Annotated in this window: 9 protein-coding genes; 5 read left to right on the plus strand and 4 right to left on the minus strand. The window is 47.5% G+C overall.

Annotation, left to right across the window (positions count from 1 at the left end):
- Window positions 1-115: 115 nt before the first annotated feature.
- Window positions 116-1,114, minus strand: a complete 999-nt coding sequence (locus tag CI960_RS05395) for a hypothetical protein (RefSeq protein WP_008779463.1) — start codon at window positions 1,112-1,114, stop codon at window positions 116-118.
- A gap of 108 nt (window positions 1,115-1,222) precedes the next feature.
- Here CI960_RS05395 and CI960_RS05400 point away from each other — a divergent pair, with 108 nt between their 5' ends.
- Window positions 1,223-2,545, plus strand: coding sequence for an MATE family efflux transporter (locus tag CI960_RS05400; protein WP_005858302.1), 1,323 nt, complete (start codon window positions 1,223-1,225; stop codon window positions 2,543-2,545).
- A gap of 4 nt (window positions 2,546-2,549) precedes the next feature.
- Here CI960_RS05400 and CI960_RS05405 read toward each other — a convergent pair whose 3' ends face one another.
- Together CI960_RS05405 and metF are read right to left on the minus strand one after the other, a co-directional pair.
- Window positions 2,550-3,674, minus strand: coding sequence for a DNA polymerase III subunit delta (locus CI960_RS05405; protein WP_005858299.1), 1,125 nt, complete (start codon window positions 3,672-3,674; stop codon window positions 2,550-2,552).
- A 254-nt stretch (window positions 3,675-3,928) separates the two neighbouring features.
- Window positions 3,929-4,882, minus strand: coding sequence for a methylenetetrahydrofolate reductase [NAD(P)H] (gene metF, locus CI960_RS05410; protein ID WP_005858295.1), 954 nt, complete (start codon window positions 4,880-4,882; stop codon window positions 3,929-3,931).
- 120 nt (window positions 4,883-5,002) lie between these two features.
- Between metF and CI960_RS05415 the strand changes: the two genes are divergently transcribed.
- The 4 genes from CI960_RS05415 (at window position 5,003) to nifJ (ending at window position 14,392) form a co-directional block, all read left to right on the plus strand.
- Window positions 5,003-8,242 carry an AAA domain-containing protein gene (locus CI960_RS05415; protein WP_005858293.1) on the plus strand — a complete coding sequence of 1,080 codons (3,240 nt, stop codon included), beginning with the start codon at window positions 5,003-5,005 and terminating at the stop codon, window positions 8,240-8,242.
- A gap of 181 nt (window positions 8,243-8,423) precedes the next feature.
- Complete coding sequence (locus CI960_RS05420) at window positions 8,424-9,443, plus strand: branched-chain amino acid aminotransferase (RefSeq protein ID WP_005858291.1); 1,020 nt, start codon at window positions 8,424-8,426, stop codon at window positions 9,441-9,443.
- A gap of 180 nt (window positions 9,444-9,623) precedes the next feature.
- Complete coding sequence (locus tag CI960_RS05425) at window positions 9,624-10,802, plus strand: ATP-binding protein (protein ID WP_008779466.1); 1,179 nt, start codon at window positions 9,624-9,626, stop codon at window positions 10,800-10,802.
- Between the two features lie 38 nt (window positions 10,803-10,840).
- Window positions 10,841-14,392, plus strand: coding sequence for a pyruvate:ferredoxin (flavodoxin) oxidoreductase (gene nifJ / locus CI960_RS05430; protein WP_005858287.1), 3,552 nt, complete (start codon window positions 10,841-10,843; stop codon window positions 14,390-14,392).
- Window positions 14,393-14,676: 284 nt separating this feature from the next.
- On the opposite strand, the gene CI960_RS05435 is transcribed toward nifJ, so the two are convergent.
- The gene (locus CI960_RS05435; RefSeq protein WP_005858286.1) at window positions 14,677-15,846 is read right to left on the minus strand and encodes a porin; all 1,170 of its coding nucleotides are present in this window, start codon (window positions 15,844-15,846) and stop codon (window positions 14,677-14,679) included.
- Between the last annotated feature and the right edge of the window lie 135 nt (window positions 15,847-15,981).

Genomic DNA, 15,981 nt, shown 5'->3' on the forward strand with positions numbered 1-15,981 from the left:
CCATTGAACCTTTTTTTAAAAGCCTTGTTATTAAGATATAGTGTTTTTCATGGTATTAGAATTAAGTTAGATTAGGTTATCCGTCTTGTTCGTGAGAATAGGGCGGTTTTCCTGTTTATAGGGGTTTGTACTTTGAGGCGGTTAGGATTTCTTGGGCGTCGTTGTTTTGCATCAACGCCTCCGGGGTAGATCCCGTCTCCTTTATGTACTGGTTGATGATCTGCCAGCCTATCCAAGTCCCGATATTCCCGGGAGCGTCGTTCCCGGGGAAAATGGTCGGGGTATCCTCGAAATATTGGGAAGTCGTCAGTTGATCCGGGGTATAAAGATGCTTGCGCTCGATGATTGCTTTCCAGATTGTTCCTTCGTTGTCCTTGCACCAGTTGTAGGCCTGTTCGGTGTATCCCATTAGCTCGGCGGCATCGGGAACGCCTAAGGCTTGCGAGAGCAGGTATTTGATTTTTCCCTCGTAAATCATCCGGTCCAGCAATACGTTCTCTTTTCCTGCGAAAGGATATTCGGACATGAGCCAACCCGCCAGATAATCCGGGACTACAAGTCCACGTTGCATTTTCAATTTCTGGGAGTCATAGAAGAAATCCTGATACAAGGGATAGTCCTTTCCCATATACTTATCGATGGAAAGGGAAAGCAGGCTATCGCCTACCAATACGTTCTGGTTGAAACCAGATACATGCATATAGATAGCAGGGATCTGCATCGAGGGGAAATTCTCCTTTAGATAGGCGAATCCGTACCCCAAGGATTTCTCGATATCCTCCACGGAATCATATTGGGTGATAGCGTCACGATACAAGCCTTTCAAGGTAGGCTCCGAGTAATAATTCCGCATTTTCTCGAAGAAGCCGGGAGTCTCGATGGTTTGCAGGTTTAATATGCCTTTCCCGATGATATCCAGCATTTCCGGGTATTGTTTGATTAGTTCGGGTTGCAAGGTGGTATCTCCCGTATCGATCAGCCGGAATAAATCCTTGTCAAAACGATTGATATGCAGGGGTTCGACGGTAGCGTAGTTGATCGTATTTGTGTTTTGCCCGTTGCAGCTCAATAGCGTAGCGGACAAAATGCAGGCCATGATGAGTTTTGTAACCATATCTCTTCGTATAATAATGTAATATGATAAGAAACGGATCGCATGGGGTAATATTGTGTGACTGGCATCTTATTACTACCTTTGCCTCCCTTTTATTTAAGATTCATCATGCGATATACGAACAAACAAATTCTAAAGATCACGTATCCGGTATTAATCAGCTTGCTCATGGAGCATATGATCGGATTGACGGACACCGCTTATCTGGGACGTGTCGGCGAGGTTGAGCTAGGTGCCTCCGCCTTGGCAGGAGTCTATTATCTCGTGATTTATATGCTGGGCTTTGGTTTCAGTGTAGGAGCTCAGGTGCTGATGGCACGTCGTAATGGTGAGGGGGAGTATAAGCGGATCGGCGAGGTTTTCACGCAAGGCGGGCTATTCCTTTTTCTGCTGGCGGCGGTGTTGTTTACGGCCTCTAATCTGCTTACGCCCTATCTGCTCCACCGGATGATCGGCTCAGAAGAGGTGTATCGGGCGACGATGAGCTATCTGGACTGGCGGGTGTACGGGTTCTTCTTCTCTTTTATAGCGGTGATGTTCCGTGCGTTTTACGTGAGTACGACGAATACGAAGATCTTGACGGCCAATTCGGTGGTGATGGTGCTTACCAACGTGGTCTTGAACTATATCTTGATATTCGGTAAGTTCGGGTTCCCCGCTTTGGGGATAGCGGGTGCCGCTATCGCTTCCTCGATCTCGGAAGCTGTTTCCGTATTGTTCTTCGTGATTTATACTTGGAAGAAGATAGATTATAAAAAATATGGTCTGTTCCGTTTTACGAGAGTGGATTTTAGGATGCTGGGACAAATACTGAGTGTCTCTATCTGGGTGATGATCCAGCATGGGATCGCTTTTGGGGGATGGTTTATCTTCTTCATCGCTATGGAGCATCTGGGCGAGCGGCCGTTGGCGATTACGAATGTGGTACGTAGCATCTCCTCGTTCCTGTTTATGTTCGTGAATGCTTTCGCCTCCACGAACAGCTCGCTGGTAAGTAACTTGATCGGCGCCGGGGAGTCGGACCGGGTGCTTCCGCTTTGCCGGAGGATGATCGGGCTATGCTATGCGTTCGTGCTACCGATCGGTATCTTGATCGCTATGTTCCCGTCTACCGTATTGCGTATTTATACGGATAACCCGGATCTGATCGCTAGCTCGATCCCCTCGCTGTGGGTGATGCTGTCCTCTTATCTTTTCGCCGTTCCCGGTTTTATTTATTTCTTTAGCGTATCGGGGACAGGCAATACCCGCCGTGCGCTGGAAATCGATATGGCTAGCATATTCGTGTACGTATTATATATATTGTATGTCGCCGTATGGTTGCGTGCGGACGTGGCGGTTTGCTGGACTACGGAGTATGTATATAATATCATGATCCTTTCTTCTTTCTTCTATCTATGGAAAGGAAATTGGCGTAACAAGAAAATCTGAAGACTTATCTTTTGATTAGTACGGTAATTCGTAAGGATAAATCAAAAAAGACCATCTTGGCATTCACGTTCTGTGTGATATGGCGTTCCGCTTTCGCCAATTCTTCCATCAAATCGATCACGTTTCGCTCGTTGACGAAAGGGGAGAACTTAACGGAGAAGCTAGCCTCGTCCAGATTCATATAATTAAGTTCCGGCGATTGGAACCGGTACATGAAGTTCTCCCGGATCAAATGCTGACAATAGGAGAGGAAGTTTTTTTGTCGTTCCCGTCCGATCCCTGCCATGACGTCCGCCATCGCTTTCATGCCTTTTACGTTTCGTGCCCATGAGTTTCGCATCATGGCCTTGAATTGCTCCAGAAAGAATTTATTTTCCTCGCCCAAGCTAATCGCCTCCATCGCCTTGATAAAACTTCCGGAGGAGAGGTGAGCGACGTGTTTAGCGTCGTCGGGCGAAAGCCCGAAACGGGATACCATGGCATTCATGATCGCATCGGTCTCAATGGGACGGATGTGGATGCGTTGCGCACGGGATTGGATGGTCCCGAGGATAAGGTCCGGTGTCTCGGATACCATAAGGATAACCGTTTTCATAGGAGGCTCCTCTATGATTTTCAAAAGCTTGTTGGCGCAAGTAGGATGTAGTTTCTCCGGCAACCAAACCATCAGGATACGATATTCCGCCTCATAAATCTTTAGGCTCAGTTTATGGATAATCTCATCGCTTTCCTTGGAATAGATGATCGCTTGTGAGTTTCCGGCCTCGATATAATCCAGCCATTCATCCATATTGAAATAGGGATGTTCTTTGAGGAACCCACGCCATTCACTGAGATAATCATCGCAGACCTCTTTCTTTTTCTCTTTCTTGGCTACGATCGGGAATACGAAATGCAAATCGGGATGTGCCAATTCGTCATATTTAAGGCATGACGGGCAACGTCCGCAAGCGTCCGTCTCCGTCCGGTTCGTACAATTCAGATAACGGGCGTAAGCCAAAGCCAGCGGAAACGCCCCGGCCCCCCCTTGCTCCGTGAATAACTGCGCATGGGGTACGATCCCTGTCCGAGTCGATTGCCTCAACCGTTCCTTTACTTCCTCTTGCCCGATGATATCTTTAAAATACATGAGATATTTCCTTTTCTATAGAATAAGGAACGAAGTTACGGAAAAGTATTCAGATATCAAAAGGTGCGGGGTTTTGTAAATATCAATTGACATATATAGAGTAAAACTAAAAACGGATACAATAACAAGTCAAGTCCAATAAAGAATATGTATTTCATTACCTTAGAATTTTAAAAATAACCATACTTAGTACATGATTGTTCAATCGTGTACTTCTATTAGACAACTCAGCGTGGAAAAACCCCTATTGTATCTCAATAAATTTCTTTTGCTATTTTGTAAACGCTATCCGAGGCCATCATTGTGTAGAAATGTAAGCTCGGTACGCCATGAGCGATCAGATCCTTGCACTGCTGTATACACCATTCCACACCCACCTCTTTCGCTTCCGCATCATCTTTACATTTACGTAATTCTGTCGCGAAAGGCTCTGGGATATCCGCACGGAATATCTTCGGAAGAACCGTTAATTGGTTCTTGAAAACGATCGGTTTGATACCGGGGATGATGGGAACCGTGATACCTTCCGCACGGCAACGATCCACGAACGCATAGTACTTGTCATTATCGAAAAACATCTGGGTTACCAGATATTCAGCGCCATTTTTTACTTTCTCCTTTAAGTAATAGATATCGGATTCCATATTGGGTGCTTCCTCGTGTTTCTCCGGATAGCAAGCCATGCCGTACGAGAAGGGAGTCTCTATACCGTCTATCTTGGAACCGTCTAACGCAATACCTTCGTTGAAATGATTTACCTGCTGTTGTAAATCAGTTGCGTGGTCGTGATATAACTCCGGTTTTTGCTGGGAGGCCTCTAAGGTCTTTATATCTCCCCTTAATATTAAGAGGTTGTTTACGCCAAGGAAGTTCAAATCGATCAAAGCGTATTCCGTCTCGTCTTTCGTAAAGCCTTTACATATAATATGGGGTACGGCAGGAATACCGTATTTATTCTGGATAGCCGAAGCGATCGCTACGGAGCCCGGACGTTTACGGATGTTTACTTTCTGGAAACTTCCGTCTGGTAAGGTTTTATAGACGAACTCGCTATGATGGGAGGTGATATTTATGTATTTAGGGTCGAATTCCTTCAACTTGTCAATCACATTATATACCTTCTGGATACTGTTACCTTTCAGCGGCGGTAATATCTCGAAAGAAAAAGCGGTACTCTTACTATTCCTTATCAGATCAATGACTTTCATATTTTAATTATTTTTGACGCGAATGTAGCAAATATACTTCGAAATAGCTTACATTTACGATCATTAATCTAACAAAGCGGCTAACTGAGCGCTTTCGTGTAAACTAAGGTTTTTTAAAGCATGGACTTAACTTACTTAAAAACGCTATTGGGCTTTGTCTCGAATCGTACCCATGATACAACAACTAGTATTCTGGCTTACTGGGAAGTGTTGGAATATTTTCAAGAGCTGTCATTCCCTCAGGCTTCTAAATCTGGTTTACCGGAGGATGAGGTACGGGTAAGATATGTGAGATCGGAGGATGAGTTGAAGTATTTCATATATGCTCCATACAGGGATGCGGATAGCTTCCGTCTGTATGTGGGAGGTGTTCCTAAATATGATCTTTTGTCCGAGCTATATCGTTTGATTCCGGCGGATAAGGATAATGAGCGTTTTCGTAAGCTGTTGGAGAAGAATAAATCTGTAAGCGTGCTCTATACGATTGATTTATCCCCGTCCGGAGAGTACATAGAAGGCTCGTTCCAACTTTCGCCTTATATCTGGGCGATCAGCTGCTTAATTCATGACCGGGAGGTTGATGAGGAGTGGTTGGAGGAACTACTGGAGGATGGAAACGACTTCTTTATGACAATTGAGGATGAGGAAGGGATAGAGTTCTTCTCTCTTTTGCGGCAGAAGACGGTAGAGTTGCTAGATCGACTGCGGATCCGGAGTCTATTTACCGTAAATGATGGATTTAGAAGGAATGATTTGGAGCGGGTTTGTGCCCGTGCGCTAAAATCGGATGATACGGACTTAAGCATAAGCTTCTATGCGAAAGATTTAAGCAGGGTTCGTAAAAGTCTGCTGGATAAAAGGCCCAATCGTTTACTGGTGAACTATATAAATGCTCCTTTGATGAGTGGAGGGAACCGTCAAAGTATATGCTCAATAGAGAATTATAGGAAATGGTTAGGTCCGGAAAGATATCCGCTGGGCCGTTGGCCTTCTGAGTTCAGCCCGGCGTTGATGCAACAGATGGCTATTAATATAGCGTTGGCCGAAGAAAATGCGGGAGGCTGTGGCATTTTCTCCGTGAATGGCCCTCCGGGAACGGGTAAGACAACATTGCTGAAAGATATTATCGCCGAGTACGTGGTACGGCGTGCCCGGTTATTAGCGGATTTGAATCAGCCGGATGATGCCTTTACAGAGACTCCGCTTTTAGTGAAGTCTTTGGAGGCAGGTAAAAGTCAGAAGACATTTGGTTTGCAGACGGGACGGGGATTGGCCGATTATGGAATTCTTGTGACATCCTGTAATAATACGGCTGTAGAGAATATCACCTTCGAGTTACCCGAGACGAGTAAACTACCTACCGCTGAAGCCATGTCAAAAGCCGGGCACTCTCTAGTCTTTAGTGAGGGTAAAGATTTATTTTTCGGAGATTTGGCTTCCAATATGCTCAATGGAAATACCGATCCGGGAAAACATACGAAACAGGCCTGGGGATTGATATCCGCCCGTTTAGGAAAAGGGGATAATATCCGTTCTTTCAGCGAAATGGTATTAAGGCCGTTTGTTTCCAAGATGAGTCCTAAAAGAGACAATGAGAAGGTTATGCGGGAGTTTAAGAACCGTTTCCCTTCTTTCGATATCGCTCAACAAGAGTTCTTGAAGCAATATCGAATAGTGGAGCGATTGCGGCGGTCGGTCTCTTGTAACGAAGAGGTATTTAGGATGGCGGACGAGAAGATGCAGTCCTCGAATCCTTTGAAGAACGCTGAATTCGACAAAGCAAGGGAAGATCTATTTTATCAAGCTTTGGTCCTGCATGGCTCTTTTGTGATCAATTCCTACAAATGGCGTTGCAACCTTTATTCGCTGTTGGCCTTTTGGGATAATAAATATATGCCGGAGGAGAAAGAATTGATATTCTCACATGTGTTGAATAGCTTGTTTTTCTTGGTGCCTGTGGTATCTACCACATTCGCTTCCGTACAGAAGATGCTGGAGTACATGGGTAGGGAGCAATTGGGATTGTTGATCGTGGACGAGGCCGGGCAAGCCGCTCCCCAATGTGCGGTAGGCGCTTTGTGGCGGGCAAAGAAAGCGATCATCGTGGGAGACCCGAAACAAGTGGAACCGGTAGTCACCACCGATGAGACGTTGATGACTCTCTATCAAAAGAAATGTGGTATCGTATCCTTGTCTTCTTACCTCTCGAAATCCCATTCCGTGCAAGGTTTCGCCGATTTGATAAACCGTTATGGGTCTTGGATTGGAGAGACGTGGGTAGGCTGTCCGTTGGTCGTGCACCGTCGTTGTATCAATCCTATGTTTAGCATCTCCAACCGGGTGTCGTACGACGATACGATGATTCTGGGAATGAAAGATGCGGTGAAAGACGAGGAGAAAAGTCAATTGTTGCTAGATCATTCCTTATGGATCGATGTGCCCGGTAAGAAAGGTACTAGCGCTAAAGGGAATAATGATCATTACGTGGCGGAGCAAGGCGAGGTATGCTTGCGCTTGATATTGGCGTGGATGGGAAAACACCGGGAGAAAGAGGATACCCGGAAATTATATGTGATCTCCCCCTTCACCACGGTTGTGAAAGGCATTAAGGCTGCGGTTAAAGCCGTCTTGAATACGGAGGAGTATAGTGGGCTTAAAGGTAAATTTAAGGGGTGGGAGACTGCCAACTGCGGAACGGTCCATAAATTCCAAGGAAAAGAAGCCGAGGAGGTTATCTTCCTGTTGGGATGCCAACCTTCTTCAACTGGTGCGATAGGTTGGGTAAATAGCAATATCCTGAACGTGGCGGTTACCCGGGCGAAGAAGCGGGTGTATTTTATCGGGGATTATGAGGTGTGGTCTCGGCAGAACCGGAATTTCAGCCCGGAGATTATCTGTTTTTCCGAGGAGGATACAGGGCTTCAACGAATACATTTCTCGGAACTTCCGGATTTTGGGGAGATCGAGGCCATGGAAGAGACTCCAGACTTAGAATTCCCGGGAGCAGAGGATAGCCAAGTAGAATATTTATTGGAAGAAGATGAGATCGATCCGGAAACAACGGAACCGGAGGATAGAAAGCAAGATATACGCCCCATTCCAAGATACTCATTCTTGACTGGTCCGGAATACCATCACCGTTACCGGGTGATTTACTCGCATCCCTATCAACTGATATTTGAGGTCTTGATGACCGATCCGACGGAGACTTTACCGGATTTACCGGTTTCTTTTTACCGTAAGTTGTCCGATTCGCCTTCCTTATGGATGTGTTTGATCTATCCGGTCGCCCTTGATTTCCCAGCGCAAGAGTTGGAGAATGAGTTCGACCAAGTGATAGATTGGTATAATTCGTTATAGGCCGAAATGTAGCCTTCCGCTTGCTTTTTTTAGTTTATAGGCCGAACTATATATAAATTAGCGTATATTTGCGGTACACAAAATCTCCCATAGCGACGGCTATGGGCGTTTTTGCTTTTGAGCGATATTATTAACAGTGTAATTTGTTAATTTTAAACTAATTACAGCAAATTGTATAGATATGGAAAATTTAAATTGGTCTGAGCTGGGATTTGGTTATATCAAGACAGACTACAATGTAAGATGCTACTATCGTGACGGCAAATGGGGTGAGTTGGAAGTTTCTTCATCCGAGATTATCAATATTCACATGGCCGCTACTTGCTTGCATTACGGACAAGAGTCTTTCGAGGGCTTGAAGGCCTTCCGCGGGAAAGACGGTAAGATCCGTGTATTCCGTATGGATGAGAACGCTAAACGTATGCAATCTTCCAGCCGGGGTATCAAGATGGCTGAGTTGCCTGTAGAGATGTTCGAGGAAGCTGTACGTAAGGTCGTGAAATTGAACGAGCGTTTCGTTCCTCCTTATGAGAGCGGTGCCGCTTTATATATTCGTCCGCTGATGATCGGCTTGGGCGCTCAGGTGGGTGTGAAGCCGGCTCCCGAATATATGTTTATGATATTTGTCACTCCGGTAGGTCCGTATTTCAAGGGTGGATTCCAGCCCTCGAAGGTATGCGTACTTCGTGAGTACGACCGTGCGGCTCCTAACGGGACAGGTACGATCAAGGTCGGTGGTAATTATGCCGCTAGCTTGGTAGCCGGCGAGATCGCTCATTCCAAGGGATACGCCGCCGTATTGTATCTGGATCCGAAAGAGAAGAAATATCTGGATGAGTGCGGTCCGGCTAACTTCTTCGGAATCCGTGGCAATAGCTATATCACTCCGCAATCCCACTCGATCTTGCCTTCGATCACGAACAAGAGCTTGCAGCAATTGGCCGAGGATATGGGCTTGACGGTAGAGCGTCGTCCGGTTCCTTTCGAGGAGATCGCTACATTCGACGAGGCTGCCGAGTGTGGTACCGCCGCGGTTATCGCCCCGATCTCGCAAATCGACGATTTGGACGAGAACAAATCTTTTGTTATCGCCAAAGATGGCAAACCGGGTCCTGTTTGCGAGAAACTATATCATAAGCTACGTGCCATCCAGTATGGCGACGAGCCGGATACTTACGGATGGATCTCGATCATTGAATAATATCTTTTGTTTCGTAAGGACTGGAGTGCGCTCCGTCTTTACGAGACAGAATACGTTGATAGGCAATTGTTAGTTTGAACTTTACTTTTTGCAATAAAATTGCAATCTCCGCATTGCAAATGAGAAAAGATGTTTATCTTTGCATCGGTAATTCCAAATTTTCAATTACCAATTATGTAGGTGGAAGCATTCTTTAAAACACATAAATATCTGGTAGAGCATCTGTATTCTCCGGTACGAAGGGGATTGATGGATGAGATCAATTGGGAGGATCGGTTGATCGGTATTAAAGGTTCGCGAGGAGTCGGAAAGACCACTTTCTTGTTAGACTATGCCCGTGAATATTTTGGTGCCGATAATAAGGAATGCTTATACATTAATTTAAATCATTTCTATTTTACGGAACGCACACTCGTTGATTTCGCCGCCGAGTTTCGGGCTAAAGGCGGAAAGGTGTTGTTGATAGACCAAGTGTTTAAGTATTCCAACTGGTCGAGAGAGTTGCGGTATTGCTATGATAATTTCGAGGACTTGAAGATCGTTTTCTCCGGCTCGTCGGTGATGCGTCTGAAAGAGGAGAACCCGGACTTGTCCGGCAAGGTGGTATCGTATAACCTCAGGGGGTTCTCGTTCCGTGAGTTCTTGAACTTGATGTCGGGGAACCAGTTTTCCGCGTACACGTTCGATGAGGTAGTAGAGAATCATCAGGAAATCGCCAAACGTATTTGCTCGGTCGTAAGGCCGATGGCTTATTTCCAAGATTATCTCCATCATGGTTTCTATCCGTTCTTCTTGGAAAAGCGCAACTTCTCCGAGAATCTGCTGAAGACCATGAACATGATGCTAGAGGTGGACGTGTTATACATAAAACAAATCGAACAAAGCTACCTACCAAAGCTACGCAAACTACTCTACTTATTGGCTACGAGCGCTCCTTGTACCCCAAACGTGAGTCAGTTGAGCAAGGATATCGAGACATCCCGGGCCACCGTGATGAACTATATCAAGTATTTGACAGATGCTCGTTTGATGAATATGCTGTATCCGGTGGGCGAATCCTTTCCGAAGAAACCCTCCAAGGTATATATGTATAACTCGAACCTGATGTACCCCATCCGTCCGATGGAGGTAAATGCCGGGGCGGTGCGTGAGTCGTTCTTTTATAACCAACTATTGAAAGACAATAAGCTGAATGAAGGAATCAAGAACGCCCACTTTCTGGTGAATACGATGTATAATTTCCGGATCGAGGAAAACATGAAAGTGAAGAACAATCCGGATATGTACTATGCTGTCGATAAGACCGAGATCGGGGAGGGGAACATGATCCCGCTTTGGTTGTTCGGTTTTCTATATTAAGTAAGAATCTTTTTTAATACTAATAGTTTTATAGGTCTATGACAAAACAGAAGAAATTTTTAACCTGTGATGGTAATCAGGCCGCTGCTCATATCTCGTATATGTTCAGCGAGGTAGCCGCGATTTACCCCATCACTCCGTCGTCTACAATGGCTGAATATGTAGATGAATGGGCTGCAGCCGGACGTAAGAATATTTTCGGCGAGACTGTAATGGTACAGGAAATGCAATCAGAGGGTGGTGCCGCAGGTGCTGTTCACGGTTCATTGCAAGCTGGTGCCTTGACAACAACCTACACTGCTTCTCAAGGTTTGTTGCTTATGATCCCTAATATGTACAAGATCGCCGGTGAATTGCTTCCTTGCGTTTTCCACGTATCCGCTCGTACATTGGCTTCTCATGCGTTGTGTATCTTCGGTGACCATCAAGACGTGATGTCTGCCCGTCAGACAGGTTTCGCCATGTTGGCCGAGGGTTCCGTACAGGAGGTTATGGACTTGGCCGGTGTAGCTCACTTGGCTACGATCAAGTCTCGTGTGCCGTTCGTGAACTTCTTCGACGGTTTCCGTACCTCTCACGAGATCCAGAAGATCGAGGCTTTGGAGAATGAGGACTTGGCTCCGCTTATCGACCAGAAAGCTTTGGCTGAGTTCCGTGCCCGTGCCTTGAACCCGGAGAGACCGGTCGCTCGCGGTATGGCCGAGAACCCGGATCATTTCTTCCAACACAGAGAATCTTCCAACACGTACTACGAGGCAGTTCCCGCTATCGTAGAGGAATATATGAACGAGGTTTCCAAGATCACAGGCCGTAAATACGGTTTGTTCGATTATTACGGAGCTGAGGACGCTGAGCGTGTGATCATCGCCATGGGCTCTGTTACGGAGGCCGCTCGTGAGGCTATCGATCACTTGATCGCTAAGGGCGGGAAGGTAGGTTTGGTATCCGTTCACTTGTATCGTCCGTTCTCCGCTAAGCATTTCTTGGCTGCCGTGCCTAAGACCGCTAAGCGTATCGCCGTATTGGATCGCACGAAAGAGCCGGGTGCTAACGGTGAGCCGTTGTATCTGGACGTAAAAGACTGCTTCTATGGTCAGGAGGATGCTCCGGTGATCGTAGGTGGCCGTTATGGTCTGGGTTCTAAGGATACGACTCCGGCTCAGATCCTGTCCGTATTCGAGAACTTGGCGTTGCCGATGCCGAAGAACCAGTTCACGATCGGTATCGTGGATGACGTTACTTTCACTTCTCTGCCTCAGAAGGAAGAGATCGCCTTGGGCGGTGAGGGTATGTTCGAGGCTAAGTTCTACGGTTTGGGTGCCGACGGTACGGTAGGCGCTAACAAGAACTCGGTGAAGATTATCGGTGATAACACGGATAAATATTGCCAGGCTTATTTCTCTTACGACTCTAAGAAATCCGGTGGTTTCACTTGTTCTCACCTGCGTTTCGGTGATCATCCGATCCGTTCTACTTATTTGGTGAATACCCCGAACTTCGTGGCTTGCCACGTTCAGGCTTATTTGCGCATGTACGACGTGACTCGCGGTTTGCGTGAGAACGGTACCTTCTTGTTGAATACCGTTTGGGGCGCTGAGGAGTTGGCTAAGCACTTGCCTAATAGGGTAAAACGTTACTTCGCCCAGAAGAATATCACTGTATATTATATCAACGCTACACAGATCGCCTTGGAGATCGGTTTAGGTAACCGTACCAATACGATCCTCCAGTCCGCTTTCTTCCGTATCACGGGTGTTATCCCTGTAGACTTGGCTATCGAGCAGATGAAGAAATTCATCGTTAAGTCTTACGGTAAGAAGGGCGAGGACGTGGTTAACAAGAACTACGCGGCTGTAGACCGTGGTGGCGAGTACAACCAATTGACGGTTGATCCCGCTTGGGCCAACCTTCCGGATGATGAGGCTGTCGTAAACAACGATCCCGCTTTCATCAACGAGGTAGTTCGTCCGATCAACGCTCAGGATGGCGACTTATTGAAGGTTTCCGCATTCAAGGGCATCGAGGATGGTACTTGGGCGCAAGGAACCGCTAAATACGAGAAACGTGGCGTGGCCGCTTTCGTTCCGGTTTGGAATGAGGCGAACTGTATCCAGTGTAACCAATGTGCTTACGTTTGTCCTCACGCTTCTATCCGTCCGTTCGTATTGAACGATGAGGAGCAGAAGGGCGCTAGCTTCGCTATGTTGGACGTGAAGGCTCCGGCCGCTATGAAGGGTATGAAGTTCCGTATGCAGGTAGACGTTCTCGACTGTCTGGGTTGCGGTAACTGCGCCGATATCTGTCCGGGATTCAAGGGCAACAAGGCTTTGTCTATGGTTCCGCTGGAAGGCCAGTTGGCTGAGGCCGATAACTGGAACTACTGCGTGGCTAACGTTTCTTCTAAGCAAAACTTGGTAGACATCAAGTCTAACGTGAAGAACTCACAGTTCGCTACTCCGTTGTTTGAATTCTCAGGCGCTTGCTCCGGTTGTGGCGAGACTCCGTACGTGAAGTTGATCACCCAGTTGTTCGGCGACCGCGAGATGGTGGCTAACGCTACCGGATGTTCTTCTATCTACTCCGGTTCTGTTCCTTCCACTCCTTATACAACGAACGAGAAGGGTCAAGGTCCTGCTTGGGCAAACTCTTTGTTCGAGGACTTCTGCGAGTTCGGCTTGGGTATGGAATTGGCGAACGAGAAGATGCGTAAACGTTTGGAAGGCTTGTTGCAACAGATCACCGTGGGCGAGCATGCACCGGCTGAGGCCAAGGAGATAGCCGCCGCTTGGATCGCTAACCAGAACGACGCCGAGAAGACGAAGGAATTGGCTCCGCAGGTAATGGCGTTCGTTGAGCAAGGCATCAAGGAGGGTTGTCCGGTTTGCGCTCAGATCAAGGAATTGTCTCACTTCTTGGTAAAACGTTCTCAATGGATTATCGGTGGTGACGGCGCTTCTTACGATATCGGTTACGGTGGTTTGGATCACGTGATCGCTTCCGGCAAGAACGTAAATATCTTGGTATTGGATACGGAGGTTTACTCTAACACGGGTGGTCAGTCCTCGAAGGCTACTCCGGTGGGCGCTATCGCTAAGTTCGCCGCTTCCGGTAAGAGGGTACGTAAGAAAGACCTTGGCTTGATGGCTACTACTTACGGTTACGTATATGTGGCTCAGATCGCTATGGGTGCCGACCAAGCCCAGACATTGAAGGCGATCCGCGAGGCCGAGGCTTACGACGGTCCTTCATTGATCATCGCTTACGCTCCTTGTATCAACCACGGTTTGAAGAAGGGTATGGGTAAGTCGCAAGCTGAGGAGAAAGAAGCCGTAGCATGCGGTTACTGGCACTTGTGGCGTTACAACCCGGCTTTGGAGGCAGAGGGCAAGAATCCGTTCACCTTGGATAGCAAGGAGCCGGATTGGAGCAAGTTCCAAGACTTCTTGAAGGGTGAGGTTCGTTTCGCTTCCGTAGCTAAACAATATCCGGCTGAGGCCGCTGAGTTGTTTGCCGCCGCCGAGGAGAACGCTAAATGGCGTCTGCGTAGCTACAAACGTATGGCTGCCGAGAATTGGGATGTAGAGGCTTAATATAACAGGTCTTTTAGTATAGAATGAGGGCGGTGTCTCCGGAAACGGAAGGCACCGCTTTTTTTATGGGGTGGATGGGGGAAGCTGCACATAAGGCGATACGGACCTGTACTACCGTATGTGTCGGCCTGTACTTCCTTATGTGTCATCCCGCGTTAACGTATCTGCAAGTCCGTACTAACGTATCTACACGTTTGCACGAACGTATCTGTAAGTTTGCATGAACGTATCTACAAGTCTGTACTACCATATCTGCAAGCCTGCGCTACCGTATGCGCGGTTTGTCAGAAGACCGGGATCGAATAGACCAGCCCCAGCGATATGCGGTGTGTATCCGGCTCTATGGCTCCCATTCGCGTGGCGGCTTTCTCTAGGATAACGCCCCGGTAGGTGTATAGGACGAATACGAAAAGGTCGAGTTGCTTGAAGGGGAAGAATTCCACGCTACTCTGCGCGTTCCACGAACGGCGGTACATCCCTTTCCGGAAATCGCCGTTGCCCTTGTACACCCGGGCGGTCTCGTACGCCCCTTTCACGTAAACGTTCCATTGGGGGTGGACACGGTAATCCACGTCGCCGATAATCGATAGGTATTCGGTGTTCATGGCGGTATGAGGCGTTCCGGGCAGACGGCTGACGACCCCATGCTGGTCGATCCCTTGGCGGGTGTACATAACGTCGAGGTACGTTAGTAACGGGCCTTTCTCATAGGTATTGCCACAGGTGAAATAGTAGGAGTAGCGCTTGCGGGTCTGCTGCCCGACGGCGGTGGCGTAACGCAGTTGCAAGCTTTTGTCCAGATAATAGCTATTCCAGTTGACCGTGTACATAAAGGGTATCTTGGCCTTGGCGGTACCCTCGGGAAGTCCGGTAGGGTAGATGTCCTCGTCGTTACCGTTGCGGTTATTCACGATCTGGAAACAAAGCTCGTGGTCCGGGTTGACTTGCCAGTTGCCCGAGATACCGGCTTGGTAGGCGGTCAGTAAATTATTGAACTCGCTAAACTCTCGTACCCGGATGGAATTGACGTAATACTCGTATCCCCCGAAATTAACGAACTGCTTGCCGATCGTGAAATTGAGATTATGCCGTGCCTTTAGGTTCACGTAAGCCAGCTCGAGCGAGGAGGAGAGGTTGTCGAGCGAATAGGGATCGGAGTATTTGTTGAACGACTGCCGGTAATGATACCCCAGCCACTTGCCTACATCCCCCTTGATCTCCAGCCGGACACGGTTCAGCTTGAAGTTCATACCGTCTAGCTCCTTTCCGACAAACTCAGCGTTGGCCGAGGTGAAAAGCTGGAAGTTCATCTCGGCGCTATTGATCTTGATCTCTCCGTTCGATAATCGTTCCACGAGTGTAGGTTCCCCGTTATTCTCCCGAAGGGTCTCTTGGGCCGTCAGGCTGGCGTTCGTGGCTAGACAAAGCAAGAAAAGTAGAAAATGTTTCCTCATACGATAGATTTAGTTGGTAACAGCCTACAAAAGTATAAAAAACGTCTTAACCAAGATACGTTTAAGGGGATGAAAATGGGTGTTTAGGGGATGCGGACTTTCGTGCTATCCGCATCCCGAGGTGTATACGCTTTC

The organism is Parabacteroides sp. CT06 (assembly GCF_002257605.1).
GTDB classification, from domain to species: domain Bacteria; phylum Bacteroidota; class Bacteroidia; order Bacteroidales; family Tannerellaceae; genus Parabacteroides; species Parabacteroides distasonis.

What these genes read in the sequence shown, in the direction of transcription:
- CI960_RS05395 (WP_008779463.1), bottom strand. Translation starts at nt 1,114, where the DNA reads ATGGTTACAAAACTCATCATGGCCTGCATTTTGTCCGCTACGCTATTG.
- CI960_RS05400 (WP_005858302.1), top strand. Translation starts at nt 1,223, where the DNA reads ATGCGATATACGAACAAACAAATTCTAAAGATCACGTATCCGGTATTA.
- CI960_RS05405 (WP_005858299.1), bottom strand. Translation starts at nt 3,674, where the DNA reads ATGTATTTTAAAGATATCATCGGGCAAGAGGAAGTAAAGGAACGGTTG.
- metF (WP_005858295.1), bottom strand. Translation starts at nt 4,882, where the DNA reads ATGAAAGTCATTGATCTGATAAGGAATAGTAAGAGTACCGCTTTTTCT.
- CI960_RS05415 (WP_005858293.1), top strand. Translation starts at nt 5,003, where the DNA reads ATGGACTTAACTTACTTAAAAACGCTATTGGGCTTTGTCTCGAATCGT.
- CI960_RS05420 (WP_005858291.1), top strand. Translation starts at nt 8,424, where the DNA reads ATGGAAAATTTAAATTGGTCTGAGCTGGGATTTGGTTATATCAAGACA.
- nifJ (WP_005858287.1), top strand. Translation starts at nt 10,841, where the DNA reads ATGACAAAACAGAAGAAATTTTTAACCTGTGATGGTAATCAGGCCGCT.
- CI960_RS05435 (WP_005858286.1), bottom strand. Translation starts at nt 15,846, where the DNA reads ATGAGGAAACATTTTCTACTTTTCTTGCTTTGTCTAGCCACGAACGCC.